11 protein-coding genes and 1 pseudogene are annotated in these 16,728 nt (G+C 72.2%); 4 read left to right on the forward strand and 8 right to left on the reverse strand.

Going from position 1 to position 16,728, the window contains the following annotated elements; all coding sequences use genetic code 11:
* Positions 1-3 precede the first annotated feature (3 nt).
* From ACFZBB_RS23835 to ACFZBB_RS23850, 4 genes are all read right to left on the reverse strand, one after another.
* Positions 4-1,557 carry a glycosyl hydrolase family 18 protein gene (locus tag ACFZBB_RS23835; RefSeq protein WP_391125828.1) on the reverse strand — a complete coding sequence of 518 codons (1,554 nt, stop codon included), beginning with the start codon at positions 1,555-1,557 and terminating at the stop codon, positions 4-6.
* A 229-nt stretch (positions 1,558-1,786) separates the two neighbouring features.
* On the reverse strand, positions 1,787-3,169 hold the full coding sequence (locus tag ACFZBB_RS23840) for a S8 family serine peptidase (protein WP_391125831.1): 1,383 nt from the start codon (positions 3,167-3,169) through the stop codon (positions 1,787-1,789).
* 226 nt (positions 3,170-3,395) lie between these two features.
* Positions 3,396-4,280: an ABC transporter permease gene (locus tag ACFZBB_RS23845; protein ID WP_188282197.1), complete on the reverse strand. Its 885-nt coding sequence runs from the start codon at positions 4,278-4,280 to the stop codon at positions 3,396-3,398.
* A gap of 14 nt (positions 4,281-4,294) precedes the next feature.
* Positions 4,295-7,057: an alpha/beta fold hydrolase gene (locus ACFZBB_RS23850; RefSeq protein WP_391125833.1), complete on the reverse strand. Its 2,763-nt coding sequence runs from the start codon at positions 7,055-7,057 to the stop codon at positions 4,295-4,297.
* Positions 7,058-7,217: 160 nt separating this feature from the next.
* On the opposite strand from ACFZBB_RS23850, the gene ACFZBB_RS23855 reads away from it, so the two are divergent.
* Positions 7,218-7,667, forward strand: coding sequence for a nuclear transport factor 2 family protein (locus ACFZBB_RS23855; RefSeq protein WP_391125836.1), 450 nt, complete (start codon positions 7,218-7,220; stop codon positions 7,665-7,667).
* Between the two features lie 296 nt (positions 7,668-7,963).
* Here ACFZBB_RS23855 and ACFZBB_RS23860 read toward each other — a convergent pair whose 3' ends face one another.
* A complete protein-coding gene (locus tag ACFZBB_RS23860) occupies positions 7,964-8,617 on the reverse strand; it encodes an LAETG motif-containing sortase-dependent surface protein (protein ID WP_391125839.1) in 654 nt (217 codons plus the stop codon).
* Between the two features lie 282 nt (positions 8,618-8,899).
* Between ACFZBB_RS23860 and ACFZBB_RS23865 the strand changes: the two genes are divergently transcribed.
* Complete coding sequence (locus tag ACFZBB_RS23865) at positions 8,900-9,586, forward strand: hypothetical protein (protein ID WP_391125842.1); 687 nt, start codon at positions 8,900-8,902, stop codon at positions 9,584-9,586.
* Between the two features lie 8 nt (positions 9,587-9,594).
* Here ACFZBB_RS23865 and ACFZBB_RS23870 read toward each other — a convergent pair whose 3' ends face one another.
* From ACFZBB_RS23870 to ACFZBB_RS23880, 3 genes and pseudogenes are all read right to left on the reverse strand, one after another.
* The gene (locus ACFZBB_RS23870) at positions 9,595-9,864 is read right to left on the reverse strand and encodes a VWA-like domain-containing protein (RefSeq protein WP_391125845.1); all 270 of its coding nucleotides are present in this window, start codon (positions 9,862-9,864) and stop codon (positions 9,595-9,597) included.
* A pseudogene (locus ACFZBB_RS23875) lies at positions 9,852-10,661 on the reverse strand (AAA family ATPase); the annotation flags it as partial. The pseudogene ACFZBB_RS23875 and the gene ACFZBB_RS23870, both read right to left, overlap by 13 nt.
* Positions 10,662-10,819: 158 nt before the next feature.
* Positions 10,820-12,181 (reverse strand): hypothetical protein, encoded by a 1,362-nt coding sequence (locus ACFZBB_RS23880; protein WP_391125848.1) that lies wholly within the window; start codon positions 12,179-12,181, stop codon positions 10,820-10,822.
* Positions 12,182-12,608: 427 nt separating this feature from the next.
* Between ACFZBB_RS23880 and ACFZBB_RS23885 the strand changes: the two genes are divergently transcribed.
* Positions 12,609-15,515, forward strand: coding sequence for a discoidin domain-containing protein (locus tag ACFZBB_RS23885; RefSeq protein WP_391125851.1), 2,907 nt, complete (start codon positions 12,609-12,611; stop codon positions 15,513-15,515).
* A gap of 111 nt (positions 15,516-15,626) precedes the next feature.
* Complete coding sequence (locus tag ACFZBB_RS23890; RefSeq protein WP_391125854.1) at positions 15,627-16,631, forward strand: aldo/keto reductase; 1,005 nt, start codon at positions 15,627-15,629, stop codon at positions 16,629-16,631.
* Positions 16,632-16,728 lie beyond the last annotated feature (97 nt).

Below are 16,728 nucleotides of genomic sequence, written 5' to 3' on the forward strand. Positions count from 1 at the left end.
GGATCAGCAGGCGCCGAGGTCCTGCCAGACACCCCACTCACCGGTGGTGCCGGGCGTCTCGCCCGTCGTCCACCACTTGGCCTTCCAGGTGTGACCGGCGTACGAGACGGTGTTGCCGCCCACGTAGACCGCGCTGCTGTTCCACGCGGTGGCGGTGCAGCCGGTGGTGGTCCCGGTGACCGTGAGCGTGTACGCGGCGGTGTGGGTCGTGGTGCCCGCCTTGCCGGTGACGGTCAGGGTGTACGTGCCGGGGGCCGCGGCGGCCGTGGTGGCGACCGACAAGGTGGCGTTGCCGCCCGCGGTCACCGAGGTGGGGCTGAGCGTGGCGGTGACGCCGGCCGGGGCGCCGGAGACGGTCAGCGCGACGGACTGCGCGGTGCCCGAGGCGACGGCGGTGTGCACGCTGGAGGTGGTGGAGCCGCCCGGCGCGACGGAGCCGGAGGCCGGGGTCAGCGACACCGAGAAGTCGTTCGCCGGGGGCGGGGTGGTGGTGCCGCCGCCGGTGAAGGGCTGGAAGGTGTGGCTGAACTGCCAGGTGCTCTGCGCGACGCCCGAGCAGGTGTCGGAGCCGCCCTGGCCGGGGCAGCCGCCATTGTCGCGCTGGAGCGCCCAGAAGGACAGCGTGTTGATGCCCTTGCTGACCGCCCAGTTGTAGACGGTGGTGGCGTTGGCGGTGGTGAAGGTCTCGGCCGCGCCGAAGTCGTCGATGCCGGGCATCTCCGTGACACCGACCATGCCCCAGATCTGCGCGTCGGTCTTCGACGGGTAGAGCGCGGCGAGCTGGTCGTGCAGGCCGGTGGCGGCGGTCTGGGTGTCGGTCGCCATGTTGTGCGTGGCGTTGTCGTAGTAGTCGAACGTCATCAGGTTCACGACGTCGACCTTGACGCCGTTGGAGATGGCGTTCTTGATCACCGACAGGCCCGAGCCGTCGCCCGCGGTGCCGGTGGTCAGCCCGTGGGTGGTGGTCGGCAGGGTGTAGGAGAACTGCACCGAGCGGCCGTTGCTCGCCGCCCAGTCCTGGACCATCTTCACGGCCTTGTTGCGGCGGTCGATGCCGCCGGCGTTGGTCAGCGAGTTGTCCTCGATGTCGAGGTCGATCCGGCTGATGTCGTAGGTCGTGATGACCTTCTCGTAGGCCGCGGCGATCGAGCTGACATTGGTGCAACTGTCGGCGATCTCGGTGCCGCTGTTGTCGGCCGCGTAACCGCCGAAGGACGGGATGACGTCGCCGCCTCCCGCCTGGAGGGTGTCGATGTCGGCGCCGAAATTCGCCTGGGCGATCGGCAGCGAGCTGTCCCCGTTCCAGTACGGGGTGCAGGAGCCGACGGACGGCGTCTGGATGAACGCCATGGTGAGGAATTTGTTGCCGGAGGCCGAGGCCAGGCCGGAGAGGCTGTCGCCGTTGTACGCCTCGAAGTACGGGGCGAACACGTGGGCGGGCAGCGGGGTGGCGGCGTGGGCGGTGCCGCTGCCGGTCAGGGCGAGCCCGGCCGCCGCGGTGGCGGTGACGAGTCCGGTGAGCAACGCGCGGAGGGGTCTGCGAACGGGTCCGGTCATGGACCGCGCTCCCTTCGAGGGGGGATGTGTGGGGCCGACAGCACAGGGGGCGCTGCTGGTCTGGACCAATACTGTTGGTCTGGACCACCCGACTGTCAAGAGTCCTAACAGATAACGGAGTTGGACCACTCACCCCACGGGACCGGACATTTCCGGCGCCCGCACAGCACGCGTCACCGCCGCGCCCGCGCGGACGCGGCGGTGACCTGTCAGTACCCCGCTCGCGCGGTCAGCGCCGCCAACTGGCGATCGCCAGCGCGGGAACGAACCGCGCGGCGTCCAGCGTGCCGACACCGGTCGCCATGTCGTACCCCTTCACCGCGGTGTAGCCGGTGACGCCGTCGTAGGAGTTGTTCGTGCCGTCCTTGACGTCCACGATCCCGGTGAGCCTGCTGTCACCCCGGTAGAGCGCGTACAGCGCCTGGTGGATGTCGCCCACCCGGTGCCCGGCGAGCTGGTCGGCCAGCGCGACGATGCCGGAGACCAGCGGGCTGGACTCGCTGGTGCCGCCGTAGACGTCCCACCCGACGGCCGTCGGGTCGAAGGAGGAGTACACCCACGCGCCGCCGTCCACGGCCGCGGCCATCGAGATGTCCGGGGTGCCGCGCCGGGCGCCGACCACGTTCTTGACCACGTCCTGGTACGAGGGCCTGGTGAAGACGTGCGACTGCCCGCCGCCGCCCGCGCCGTAGTCGTTGTAGACGCTGTCGGGCGCGGTGCGGTCGCCCGTGTCGTCCAGGTGGAGCTGCGTGCCGCCGATCGAGGTGACCAATGGGTCGGACGAGGGCCAGGAGTTCACCGGGTACGGGTAGTCGGTGGCGCCGTCCGCCATCGAGTCGGTGGCGCCGCCGTCGCCGGAGGACGACAGCACCGTCACGCCGTGCGCGGCGGCGGCCTTGAAGGCGTACCGCAGCTTCTGGATGCTGGAGAAGTCGCCCCGGTCGAAGCCGGGGAAGGTGTTCTCGGTGGCACCGAAGCTCTGCGTGATCACGTCGCCGACGCCGTGCTCGATCATCGACTTCTCGGCGTCCATCATCTCGGGCAGCCCCTCGACGCCCTCGGTCTCCGCGACGCCGGTCTCCACCAGCACGATGTGCGCGTCGGGCGCGACGGCATGCGCCATCTCCACGTCCAGCGTGCTCTCGCTCGCCCAGCCGGTGTGGTCCGGATTCGTCGGGTCGAACGGCGGCACGTCACCCCACTTGACGACCTGTACGTGCGAGCTGGCGATGCCGAACTGCCGGCTGTACACGTCGAGGTCGTGCTGGATCGACGGCGACCCGAACGAGTCCACGATCACGATCGTCCGCCCCTTGCCGGTGATACCGGCGCGGTAGAGCGGCTTGAGGTCGTACGCCTGGCGGTACTGCTGCGGGGTGTAGCAGTTGATGCCCCACTTCGCCTGGCACTGCGCGCTGGTGAGCGGGCTGCTCACCCCGCTCACCAGCCGGTGTCCCGTGACCGCGGGCACGGCCTTCACCACCGGTGCGGTACGCGCCGGGGCGGCGGTGGCGGACCCGGCGACGGGAGCGGCTGTCAAAGCGGCGGCGGCGAGGGCGGTGACCCCTGCCGCCGCGACCGCGGCGCGGGGCCGCGGACGGAATCTGCGCATGGACTCTCCTTGTGTGGAGTGCGACCGCACGAGACGGATGCCGCGATCACACCCACAGATCATGCCCAGGACAAGAGACTTCGCCGTTTGCTGCCGACCGCTTTACTCCGGATGGCCGCCCCTTGGTCATTTCATGGGCATGCCATGACGAGGCGTCATGGTGCGGCGGCGTCACGGGGGTCCCGTCACACCACGGCACGTCACGGCAAGCACGGCCGACGGCGGGTCACGACACGATGTCCTTGGTGCGGAAGCCGCGGAAGGCCAGCGCCGTCAGCACGATCGCGTACGAGACCGACACCGAGGTGCCCTGGAGCATGCCGGACCATTCCATCGTCGGCTGGAGCGCGTCCGCCCAGGAGAACTGCCAGTGCGCGGGCAGCACGTCGCGCCACCGCCCGAGCGCGGTGACGGCGTCCAGCACATTGCCGACGATGGTGAGGCCGACCGCGCCGCCGACCGCGCCCAGCGGCGCGTCGGTGACCGTGGAGAGCCAGAAGGCGAGCGCGGCCGTGACGAGTTGGCTCACGAAGATGTAGATCACGGCGACGGCCAGCCGCGGCAGCGCCTCACCGGACGCCAGCGCCCCGCCGGTCGGCAGTTCCAGGTCCCCCCAGCCGTACGCGACGGTGCCCGCCACCAGCGCGACCGCGGGCAGCAGGACGAGCGCGACCGCGCTGAAGCCCAGCGCCACGGTGAGCTTCACGGCCAGCAGCCTGGTCCGCGGCACGGGCGCGGCCAGCAGATAGCGCAGCGAGGACCAGCCCGCCTCCGAGGCCACGGTGTCGCCGCAGAAGAGCGCGACCGGTACGACGAGCACGAAGCCCGCGGAGACGAACAGGCAGGTCGCGCAGAAGTTGGCGCCCGAGGCGGTGGCGGTGTCGATCAGCGTCGGGCCGTTCCGGCCCTCGCCGCTCGGGGTGCCGCCGATCGCGAAGGCGGCGATCAGGATGAACGGCAGCGCCGCGAGCAGCGCGGCCACGATCATCGTGCGGCGCCTGCGCAACTGCCGCCTGGCCTCGACGCGCAGCCGCAGCGTACGGCCGGGGCGGTAGCCGGGCGCGGTGGCGCGGGCCGGTGACCCGTCCGGTGCGGGCGCGGGGGCGGGCATGGCGGGTGCGGCGCTCACGAGGAGCCTCCGATCAGGGTCAGGAAGGCGTCCTCAAGGCGGCGGTGCGGCCCGACCTGGGCCACGGGCACGTCGAGACGGACGAGTTCGGCCACGAATTGCGCCGGGGTCAGGCCGTCGAGCACCGCGAGCAGACCGTCCTCCTCGCGGACCGCGGTGGCGACCCCGGGCAGTGCGGCGACCTTCTCGACCGCGCTCTGCGGCAGTTCGCCGTCAATCCCGACCAGCACGGTGTCCGCCGAGCCGATGATGTCGGCGACGGGACCGGCCGTGACCAGCCGCCCGCGGTCCATGACCACCAGATGCGTACAGGTCTGCTCGACCTCGGCCAGCAGGTGGCTGGAGACGATCACGGTCCGGCCCGCCTCCGCGTAGCGGATCAGCACCTCGCGCATCTCGCGGATCTGCGGCGGGTCGAGTCCGTTGGTCGGCTCGTCGAGGATCAGCAGGTCCGGCAGGCCGAGCATGGCCTGCGCGATGGCCAGCCGCTGCCGCATGCCCTGCGAGTACGTGCGCACGGCCCGTTCCAGCGCGTCGCCGAGGCCCGCGATCTCCAGGGCCTCCGCCAGGTGGGCGTCCTGCGCCGGCCGGCCGGTGGCCTGCCAGTACAGGTCGAGGTTGGCGCGGCCGGACAGATGCGGCAGGAATCCGGCGCCCTCAACGAAGGCGCCGAGCCGGGACAGCACGGGCGCGCCGGGCCGTACCGCCTCGCCGAACACCCGGATCTCGCCCTCGTCGGGGCGGATCAGGCCCATCAGCATCCGCAAGGTGGTGGTCTTGCCCGCGCCGTTCGGCCCGAGCAGACCGAGCACCTGGCCGGGTTCGACGCGGAAGGACAGGTCGCGTACGGCGTACTGGTCGACGGACTTCGCGTACCGCTTGCTGAGACCGGTGATCTGCAACGGGACCGCGGCGAGCGCCGGGTCGGCCGGGCGCGGGCGGACCCGGCGGCGGCCGGTGAGCAGCAGGACGGCGGCCACGGCCAGCGCGATCAGCGGCAGGGCCCAGGCCCACCACGCGACCGAGGTGGCGTCGGCGCCGAGCCCGGTGTCGGTGGGCAGGGTGAGCGTCGGCGACGCGAGCGAGACGGTCAGGGCCGCGGGCGCGGCCGGGGAGGCGTAGCCGAGGTCGGTGGTGGACAGCACCACGCGCAGTCGGTGCCCGGCCGCGAAGTCGTGGTCGACGGCGGGCAGTCGGACCGTGACGGTGGTGCCCTGCCCGGACCCGACGACGCGTACGGGGGCGGCGAGCGAGGCGGGCAGGGTCTCCTTGCCGCCGGGCGTGACGTCATAGAGCTTCGCGAAGAGCACGGCGTCGGGCGCGTCGGTGGCGACCTTCACCCGCACCGACGGCGCTCCGGTGAGCTGGGCGCCGTCGCGCAGCGGCGCGGACTCGAACACCGCGATCTGGCCGGGGAAGTCCAGGGAGATGCCGGCGCCGACCGAGGAGAGTTGGGCGAGCGCGCCGAGGCCGGGGACGGCGGAGATCGCGGGCGGGGCGCCGCCCGCCGGGTTGGTGATCCGCTGGGCGGAGCCGGCGAGCGCGATCTTCCGGCTGCCCGATCCGTCGAGGCCGGGGTAGCTGTCGCCGCTCGCGCCGCGCAGGGTGACGCTGCCGTCGGTGGAGTTGAGGCCGCCGGTGCGGGTGACCCGGAAGGCGGGTCCCGTGCTCGTGGACGTCTCGCCCTTGAGGTAGTGGTCGAACCAGGCGGTGACCCGCTGGTCGATCCTGCCGTTCTCGGTGTTGCCGCCGTCGTGTCCGCCCGCGATCCAGTCGACGGTCACGGGTGCGCCGTTGGCCTTGATCGCCGTGGCCATCGCGTCGGACTGGGCGAGCGTGAACAGCGAATCGGTCTGGCCCTGCACGATCAGCGCGGGGACCTTGATACGGGAGCCGACCGCGGACGGGCTGAGCGCGTCGAGTTGCGCGCGGGCGGCGGCGTCGGGCCTTCCTGCCTGGGCCACGCGTTGGTAGAGCGCGCAGACGGACGGTTCGAACCGCCCGCAGAGGGGGTCGGCGGCGGGGGCGCCGGTCGTGGGGGCTCCGGTGGGGGCGGGCGTGGGCGTGCCTGTGCCCGTGCCTGTGCCTGTGCCCGTGCCTGCGCCCGGGGTCCGGTCGCCGCCCGCCGCCACGTCCAGCGGGGTGGAGCCGCTGGAGAAGAAGATGCCGGCCCACAGCTTCTTGTAGACGTCCTTCGGGAAGAGCGCGTCGCTCAGATTCCAGTACGTCATGCGCGGCGCGATGGCGTCGATGCGCTTGTCGTAGCCGGCGGCGAGCAGGGAGATCGCGCCGCCGTACGAGACGCCGGAGATGCCGACCCGCGGGTCGCCCGGCGCGTCCAGCCGCACGTCGGGGCGGTCCGCGAGCCAGTCGACGAGCTTGCCGACGTCGGCGACCTCGCCGTCCGGCGCGTTGAGCCCGATGCGTCCGGTGGAGTGCCCGAAGCCGCGCGCGGACCAGGTCAGTACGGCGTAGCCGTGCCGGGCGAGCGCTTCCGCCTGGCCGCGCACGTCGTCCTTGCTGCCGCCGAAGCCGTGCCCGAGCAGTACGGCGGGCCGCCTGCCGGGACCGCCTGAGGTGAAGTACGAGGTGTCCAGGCGTACGCCCCCGGCGCCGTCGAGCATCGCGTCGCTGCGGTGCACCGAGCCGCCGTCACCGGACGCGGTCGCCGTACCGACCGCGACGCCGCCCGCCACCAGCACCACGAGCGCCCCCGCGGCGGCGAACCACCTCTTGCGTCGCGGCCATCGAAGATCCATCCCCTGATCCTAGGCTGCGCGGGCCGGGGACCGGGCGTGGGCGGAGGGTTCTCCGGGTATTCCCATACTCCGCGCCTGTCAGGTGTCTTGACTTCTCCGGTGGCGCGTGCAATCCATGCGGTGCCCACGCGTCCGCCCGGGCGCGGGCAGGAGGGGCCGCATGCTCTCGCTCGGCGATATCTCCGACCGGCTGGAAATCCAGGATCTGTTGATCGAATACAGCCACGCGGTGGACACCGGCCAATGGCCGTTGCTGGACGCGGTCTTCACGAAGGACGCGGTCCTCGACTACACGGCGACCGGCGGACCGCGCGGAACTCTGCCGGAGATCAAGGAATTTCTCGCGGCCGTCATGCCGCGTTTTCCCGGATATCAGCATTTGCTCGGGAATTGCGCGATCCGGCTCGACGGCGACCGCGCGACGGGCCGCACCATGTGCCTCAACCCGCTCGTGCTTCCCGAGGGTGGCAAGGCCGCGGAACGCGGTGTGCTGCTGTGCGGCTTCTGGTATGTGGACGGTTTCGCGCGGGACGGCGGCGGTTGGCGGATCGTCTCGCGGCGGCAGGAGACGTCGTACATGTACCGGGCGCCGGGCTCCGCGCAGGCGTGACCGACCGGCCGCCTTCCGGACGTACCCGGTTCGCGGGGCGTCCGTGAACCGCCGCGGCGCGGGGGGGGGGGGGGGGGCCGGGGGGGGGGGGGGGGGGGGGCGGCGGGGGGGGGGGGCGGGCGGGGGGGCGGGCGGGGGGCGGGGGCCGCGGGGGGGGGGGCCCCCCCCGCGGGGGGGGGGCCGCCCCGGGGGGGGGGGGGGGCCCCCCCCCCCCGGGGGGGGGGGGGCGGGGGGGGCCCCCCCCCCCCCCGCGCCGGGACGCCGCCCGTGGGACGGGCGGCCGGTGGTGCGGCGGATCAGCGGTGTGCCGCGCCGCGCCTGCGGTTGAAGACGAGCAGGCCCGCGCCCGCGGCGACGACGGCCGCGGCGACGCCCGCGATCATCGGCGTCGAGCTGGAGCTTCCGGTCTCGGCCAGGTCACCGGAGGCCGGGGAGGTGCTGGCCTGCACGACCGGGGCGTTCGAGGTCGCGGTCGTCTCGGGAGTGGTCGGCGGCGCGGTGGGCGTCTCGGACGCCGGGGTGGTCGGCGGCTGGCTCGGCGGCGCGGTGGTGGGCGGCGTCGTCTCGGGCGTGGTGGGCGGCGTGGTCGGCGGCTTCTCGCACGGCTCGGACGTCTTGTACTCGTCCCTGCCGTACTGCTTGCCGTCGCCCGCCTTCACGACCAGGTGCACCTTGATCGCGGTGCTGTGGTCGGGCAGCGCACCCGTGAAGTCGTAGCTGCTGCCGAACGACTCGTTGCTCGCGAGCACGGCGCCGCCGTCCACGGAGACGGTCACCGAGTTGGTGACCCGGCCGTTGTAGGCGGTGAGGTGGACCGAGACCGAGTCGCAGTCCACCGACCAGTTGGGGGTGTGTGCCGATGCGGGCGCGGCCAGTACGGCCGACCCGATGAGCGCCACCATTCCGGCGCCCGCTATGACACCGGAGCGCCTGCGGCTCTGGCGCGTCATTTGCATGAATCCTCCCTGAATTTCGCTGTGTTCTCCGACTCCCTGGCGACGCCCCCGTCCGCCATAACTACGGGGACCGGGACCCTACACCCCGCTGAATTCCGCCCGGCGACCGCCCCCCACCATTACGGAGGCCGTATCAATTCACCTGCAATTCCAGGGGATTGGATCACCGGGCGCCGGTCCGGGAACCCGCCGGTCGCGGCGCGCGGGGAGTGTCGGCCGCGGGCGGTACCGTGCGGGAGACAGCACGGGCACGTCAGGCGGAAGGAGGCAGGTCGCGTGGCCAAGGCACTGACCCCCGCTCAGCGGAAGGCGGTCGCCGGCTCCGATCCGTCGACCGGCCGGCTCTCGGCGCGCGCCGACGTCTGCGCGGCGCTGGTGGCGGCGGGTCTCGCGGTGCCGCACGGCCGCAGCGGCCACCACAACTACTACCTGTCCCAAGAGGGTCTGCGGCAGCGCGCCGCGCTGGCGGCGGCCGAAGCGGCACGGGAGGCGGCACGGGAGGCGGAAGCCGCCGCGGAGCCGCCCGCGGTCCCCGACGGCACCTTCACGGCGGACGACGGTACGGGGACGGTGACGGTGACGCCCGACCGTGGTCCCGCCCGCGCGGCCGAGGTGGCCGCCGCGTGGGAGGGCCTGCTGGGAATCCGGGCGGTGCTCCTCGACGGCGTGACCGACGTGCCCGCGCCGTGGGAGCGCGAACGGCTCGTGCACGCCGTGGCGTTGGCCCTCGAAGCGGCGGGCTGTCCGCCCGGCCCGGACGGTTATACGGTCACGCCTTCCGCGCAGGACGGCGCCGTCGAGGTGTCCTGGCGGGGCGCTGCCACCCCGGACGAGGCCGCCGGCCACCTCGGCCGGTGCGCGGCGCTCCTCGACGCCCGCGGCTGGCAGTCCACCCGGCACCGCGACCGCGCCGCACACCCCTTCCTTCTCGTCTCCCCCCGGCGATCGGCGCCGCGCCGCTGAGGTGCCGCTCAGCCGATGATGACCACACGCGCCCAGGACGGCGGGGAGTCCGGGACGTAGTCGGCGTCGTCCTCGCGCACGGCGCGCGAGGGGCGGGGGAAGAGGCCGACGACGGTACGGCAGGGCGGCTGCTCGGACGGCCACGGTGTCTGACCGTCCGTCAGGGCGACGACGACGTCCGGGCGGGGCCGGGAGCGCAGGGCGCGGGCGAAGCCGGAGCGCAGATCCGTACCGCCGCCGCCGATCAGCTCGATGCCCTCGGCGCGGCGGCCTCCCAACTCCGGGGCGAGGGCCAGGCGCCGCCGCGCCGCGTCTCCGTGCTCGGCAGCCGGTGGATCAGCGTCGGCCTGGCTTCGAGGAAGCCGCAGACCGCGCGCCGCGCGAGGGCCACGGCCTTGGGCAGCGACTCCGGTACGAGCCTGGGCAGTTCCGGGCGCGGCCAGACGCCGCCGAGGCCGCGTACCACCACCTCCCGGTCGTGCACCCAGAACAGATGGACGAAGCGGTTGGCCAGCGGCGGGCTCAGCTCCCACCCGTCGGCCGCGGACGCGCGCGGGTTGGCGGCGGCCACGATCCTTACGCCGGGCGGCAGTTGCAGGGCGCCGACCCGGCGCTCCAGCACGACCCGGAGCAGCGCCGCCTGAACGGCCGGTGTGGCCGTGGACAGTTCGTCGAGGAAGAGCAGTCCGCGCCCGGCGCGGACCAGTTCCACGGCCCACTGGGGCGGCGCCATCGGCACACCGCGTACCGCGGGGTCGTCGCCCAGGATGGGCAGCCCGGAGAAGTCGGTCGGTTCGTGGACGCTGGCGATCACGGTCGTCAACGGCAGGTCGAGGGAGGCGGCGAGCTGGGTCAGCGCCGCGGTCTTCCCGATGCCGGGCTCCCCCCACAGCAGTACGGGCAGGTCGGCCGCGACGGCCAGGGCGAGCGCTTCGAGCTGTTCGTCGGGGCGCGGTTCTGTGGTGCTGGTCCGAAGGAGCGTCAAGAGGTCATCGGCGACGGCGAGTTGGGGGTCGCCCGCAGGGGTGGAGGCAGGGGCGGAGGCAGAGACCAAGGCGGTCGTGGGAGCGGTCATGAAGGCAGTCGTGGGCAGGAGGGTGCTGGACGTCATGGGCATCACCTGGGGTTGGTCAGGGGAACGGGACGGCCCGCTCCGAAGGGTTTGTGAGGCATGGCGGCGCTCGACGCGCCCCGCAAGGAAGGGACCTGACCCGCGGTCAGACGAAGGAAGGGTCAGCGGGCCGTTCCGGTTCGGGGCCTGGCCCTGCTGATGAGCTTGGCGCGAATGTGCCGCGGCGTATGGCGGACGAGGCGCGGACGGCGCTGCGCCGAGGCGGGGTGTTCGGCGACGAGTCCCGCGCGGAAGACGCCGTGGTCGACGCGGCGGACGGCGGCCCGCTCCAACTCCTCGCAAAGCGGCCCATCGCGGAGTACCGCGCGCGGCCCGAGCAGTCCCTCGACGACAGCCAGCGCCCCGGCCATGTCGCCGTGGCGCAGCCGTTCCCGTACCGCGGGCAGTGCCTCGGGGTCGCGGTGCACGGCGTCGATCGCCCGCAGGCAGGGCAGCGCCGGTCCGCCGAGGGCCACCAGCAGGTCCTCGCGGCGCAGTTCGGCCGGGTCGTGGTCGACCGCCGTCAGCGCCCCGTCCCGCAGCGCGATCCGGTGGACCTCGCCGCGGCACTCCACCCGGTGCGGATCACCGGGCTCGGGGCCGTGACCTGAGGCCGGGGCGGTGTCGTACGACGCCAGCGCCGCGGCGACCAGCGGGTGCAGCCGGTCGGCGGTGATCAGCCCGGCCCGTAGCAGTTCCAGGTCCGGCAGGACGCGGGCCGCCGCTTCCGGCAGTACGGGCAGCGCCGCGATGTCGTGCGGTCGCAGCGGTTCGCGCAGCGGCCGGCAGGTCGGGGCATGGCTGTCGTCGGGCGCGACGAGTTCGAACGCCGCACGGTCGCGCGCGCCCAGCCGTACGGCGAAGGCGCCGCGCGGGCGGCCTTCGGCCCGCAGCAGCAGTTCGGCCTCCGCGGCCCACCGCCCCGACGCCCACGGACCCTCGTCCGCGCCGCAGCGCCGCGCCAGTTCGCCGCTCCGCCCGGCGTCCCAGAGATGCCGGTGCAGGTCGAGCCGGAAGCGCCGCTCGGGATACGGGTGCGGGTGGATTCCGGCGGCGCCGTGCCCCGGTTCCTGCCACAGCGCCAGCGCCATCCGCTGCCCCGCGTCGGCTCTGGCCGGCGGTGTCCGTACGACCAGGTCGACCGGCGGACCGGCCGAAGCGCCGTACCGCGCGAGGAGGATGGTCACACCGGGCCGCAAGCGGCCGTCCGGCGCGATCCTCGGCATGTGCCAGCGCAGCAGATCGGGCGCCAACCGGCGCAGATCCGCCCGGAGTCGGGCGGCCATTTCGGTGCCGTGCCGCGTGCGCACGGCTCGCAGATCGAGATCCGAGTCGACCCGGGCCGCGGCGCACGCCCCGGCCCAGTCGCCGACGGCGCGCCGCGCGGTGGCGGTCTCGATCATGGACGGTGGCACGGCGTACTCGCGTACACGGCGCCACATCAACACGTGGGCGGGAATCTCGTCCGTGAGGTGAGGTGCCATCAGCACTCACCCTGGTCGAACGATTCCCCCATTTCGTACGAGAAGGAGTTCGTCATCGCGCCCATCATAGGCACAGCCGCCGCGCGGACTCCATCAACGGGTGGGCCTCCGTCAGGCGCCCGGGGAGCCGATGGCTCCGGCGGACGGGGAGCAGGCCGCTCCGGCGGGCGGGGAGCCGGTGACGCCGACCGCCGGGCGAGACGGCCTCAGATGTGTGGAGCATCGGGAATTATCGGATTTTGAAGCCGTCTATGACGGTCAGGTGTCGTGGATATTGCGAGGAGCCATCGCATTTTTGCGCAGACTCATGGACTTACTGCGACCCGCCTCGTAGTCTCTCCACGCCTGGCCGGGTGTTCCCCCCTAGTCCCCCCAAGTTCCACCCCCTCACCCCCTCACCCCCCTCGACGCGCAAGGACGTGTGCCTGTGTCGCACTCATTGCAGAGCCATGAGTTGAGTCCTCAAAGAAGCCGCAGAGTCAGACAGCGCGGCGCCGCCGCGGTGCTGTCGTTCGCCGTGGCCGCGGCAGCCGCGCTGACCGCCGTGACCTTGGCGAACGCCCCCGTCGCCCACGCGGCAGGCGTACCCGCCCCATCACCGGTCGGCATATCGGGCCGCGGCGCGAACGTGCCGTTCAAGGAGCTCGAGGCCGAGTACGCCAATACCAACGGCGCGCTGATCGGTCCCGACCGCTACTACGGCCACCTGCCGTCCGAGGCGTCGGGCCGTCAGGCCGTCACCCTCAGCGCCGCCGGACAGTACGTGGAGTTCACGCTGACGGCGCCCGCGAACGCGATGTCGCTGCGCTACAGCCTCCCGGACACCGCGGACGGCAAGGGCAGGGACGCCACGCTGGACGTGCAGGCCAACGGGACCTCGATCAAGACCCTGCCGGTGACGTCGAAGTACAGTTGGTACTACGGCGGTTACCCGTTCAACAACAACCCGGGCGACACCAACCCGCACCACTTCTACGACGAGTCGCGGACGATGTTCGGGACCACGTACCCGGCCGGCACCAAGATCCGCGTGCAGGTGACGTCCACGGCGCAGTCCCCGACGTTCACCATCGACCTGGCGGACTTCGAGACGGTCGCGGCCCCGATCGCCAAGCCCGCGGGCGCGCTCGACGTGGTGACGGACTTCGGCGCCGACCCGACGGGTGCCACGGACTCCACCGCCAAGTTCCAGGCGGCCGTGGACGCGGGCAAGGCGCAGGGCAAGACCGTATACATCCCGCAGGGCAACTTCACGCTGTACAGCCACGTCATCGTCGACAAGGTCACCCTCGTCGGCGCGGGACCCTGGTACAGCGTGCTCGGCGGCCGTGACCCGGTGAACCGCTCCAACGCGGCCGGCATCTACGGCAAGTACACCAACCAGGGCGGCCCGAGCACCAACGTCAACCTCAAGGACTTCGCCATCATCGGCGACATCCGCGAGCGCGAGGACAACGACCAGGTCAACGGCCTCGGCGGTGCGATGTCCAACTCCACCGTCGACAACCTGTGGTTGCAGCACGTCAAGTGCGGCGCGTGGATGGACGGTCCGATGGACCACTTCACCATCAAGAACAGCCGCATCCTGGACACGACGGCCGACGGTGTGAACTTCCACATCGGCGTCACCAACTCCACGGTCACCAACACCTTTGTGCGCAACACCGGTGACGACGGTCTGGCGGGCTGGCCGGAGAACGTGCCGAACGTGAACGACAGCTTCGACCACAACACGGTCGTGCTGCCGATCCTGGCGAACAACATCGTCACGTACGGCGGCAAGGACTTCAACATCTCCGACAACGTGATGGCCGACACCATCTCCAACGGCGGCGGCCTGCACATCGCCAACCGCTACCCGGGGGTCAACGCCGGTTCCGGCACCGCGGTCGCGGGCACCATCACGGCGGCGCGCAACACGCTGATCAGAACCGGTAACAGCGACTTCAACTGGCAGTTCGGCGTCGGCGCCATCTGGTTCGACGGCCTCCAGGGCAAGGTCGACGCCAACATCCAGATCACCGACACGGACATCCTCGACAGCTCCTACGAGGCGATCCAGTCGATCGAGAGCGGCGTCACGGGCGTCACGTTCAAGAACGTCAACATCGACGGCGCGGGCACCTACGCGATCCAGGCGCAGGCACCGGCCGACATGACGTTCATCAACGTCAAGGCCAAGAACATCGCCCAGTCCGCCACCCCGATCCACAACTGTGTCGGCACCGGTCTGAACATCATCGACGGCGGCGGCAACTCCGGTATCACCGGTCAGACCTGCACCGGCACCTGGCCGACCCCGATCTGGACCAACGGCGGCGTGCCGACCGGCGGTGGCGGCGGTACGACCACGCCTCCCACCACCCCGCCGACCACGCCCCCGACCACACCGCCCACCACTCCCCCGACGACCCCGCCGACGACTCCGGCCAACGGCAACCTGGCGCAGGGCCGCCCCGCGACCGCCTCGTCCGCGGTGCAGAGCTACTCGGCGGCCAACGCCGTCGACGGCAACGCGTCCTCGTACTGGGAGAGCAACAGCAACGCCTTCCCGCAGACGCTGACCGTCGACCTCGGCGCGGCCACGTCGATCGGCAAGGTCACGCTCAAGCTTCCGCCGTCGGCGGACTGGGCGACCCGTACCGAGACCCTGTCGGTGCTGGGTTCGACGGACAACAGCTCCTGGAGCACGCTGAAGGCTTCCGGTGGCGTCTCCTTCAACCCGTCGTCGGGCAACACGGCCACGCTGACCTTCAACGCAGCCACCGCGCGGTACGTCCGGCTGAACATCACCGGCAACACCGGCTGGTCCGCGGGCCAGATCTCGGAGTTCGAGGTCTACGCGGCCGACGGCACGCCGACCACGCCGCCCACCACGCCCCCGACCACCCCGCCGACGACGCCTCCCACGACCCCGCCCGCCAACCCGAACCTGGCGCAGGGCCGTACGGCCACCGACACCGGTCACTCCGACATCTACGTCGCGGCCAACGCGGTGGACGGCAACGTCAACTCCTACTGGGAGAGCGCCAACAGCGCCTTCCCGCAGTCCCTGACGGTCGACCTCGGCTCCGCCAAGACCGTCGGCCGGCTGGTGCTGAAGCTGCCGACCAACTGGGGCACCAGGACCGAGACGCTGAGCGTCCTCGGCTCCACCGACAACAACACGTACAGCACGCTCAAGGCGTCCGCGGGCTACACCTTCACCCTGGGTACCGGCACCGCGACCGTCACCCTGACCCCGACCACCACCCGCTACCTGCGGCTCACCTTCACCGGGAACACCGGCTGGCCGGCGGGCCAGCTCTCCGAGCTGGAGGCCTACGCCTCCTGATCCGGTGACCGCACCGACTCTCCGCCCCGGCGGCCCCGTAGGTCAGGGCCCCCGGGGCGGGGCATTTGTGCCGGTCGCGGCGGTACGGGCGGGCGATCTAGAGTCGGTTCCATGGAATACCGTCACCTTGGCCGCAGCGGCCTGATCATCAGCGAAATCGCCTACGGAAACTGGCTCACCCACGGCTCCCAGGTGGAGGAGGACGCGGCGACCGCGTGTGTGCGGGCGGCGCTGGACACGGGGATCACGACCTTCGACACCGCGGACACGTACGCGCAGACCCGCGCGGAGTCGGTGCTCGGCCGGGCGCTGAAGGGCGAGCGCCGGGAGGGTCTGGAGATCCTCACCAAGGTCTTCTGGCCGACCGGTCCCGGACGCAACGACCGGGGTCTGTCCCGCAAGCACATCATGGAGTCGATCGACGGCTCGCTGCGACGGCTCCAGACGGACTACGTCGACCTCTACCAGGCGCACCGGTTCGACCGGTTCACGCCGCTGGAGGAGACGATGGAGGCGTTCGCCGACGTCGTGCACTCCGGCAAGGCGCACTACATCGGCGTCTCGGAGTGGACGGCTGACCAGATCCGCCGCGGGCACGCGCTCGCCCGCGAGCTGCGCATCCCGCTGGTCTCCAACCAGCCGCAGTACTCCGCGCTCTGGCGCGTCATCGAGGCCGAAGTGGTGCCCACCTGCGAGGAGTTGGGCATCGGTCAGATCGTGTTCTCGCCGATCGCGCAGGGTGTGCTGACCGGCAAGTACGTGCCGGGGCAGCAGCCGCCCGCCGGTTCGCGCGCCACCGACGCCAAGGGCGGCGCGAACATGATCGACCGCTGGATGAACGACGACGTGCTGGGGCGGGTGCAGCAGCTCCACGCGCTGGCCGCCGACGCCGGTCTGACGATGGCTCAGCTCGCGGTCGCCTGGGTGCTCCAGAACCCGAACGTCTCGGCCGCGATCGTCGGCGCCTCCCGCCCCGAGCAGGTCGCGGAGAACGTGAAGGCGGCCGGCGTGACCCTGGACGCGGGTCTGCTGGCGAAGCTGGACGCCGTCCTGGAGCCGGTCGCGATCACCGACCCGCTGAAGACACCGCAGATCACGCCCGCCGCGCGGCCGTAGGACCCGAGGCACGCCCGCGGAACACGGTCCGATCCATCGCGCCGAGGGGAAGCCCGCCCGGCCGCCGCGTACAGTATGTCTACGTGCCTGTAGACGA

Source organism: Streptomyces sp. NPDC008139 (genome assembly GCF_042957025.1).
Taxonomy (GTDB): Bacteria; Actinomycetota; Actinomycetes; order Streptomycetales; family Streptomycetaceae; genus Actinacidiphila.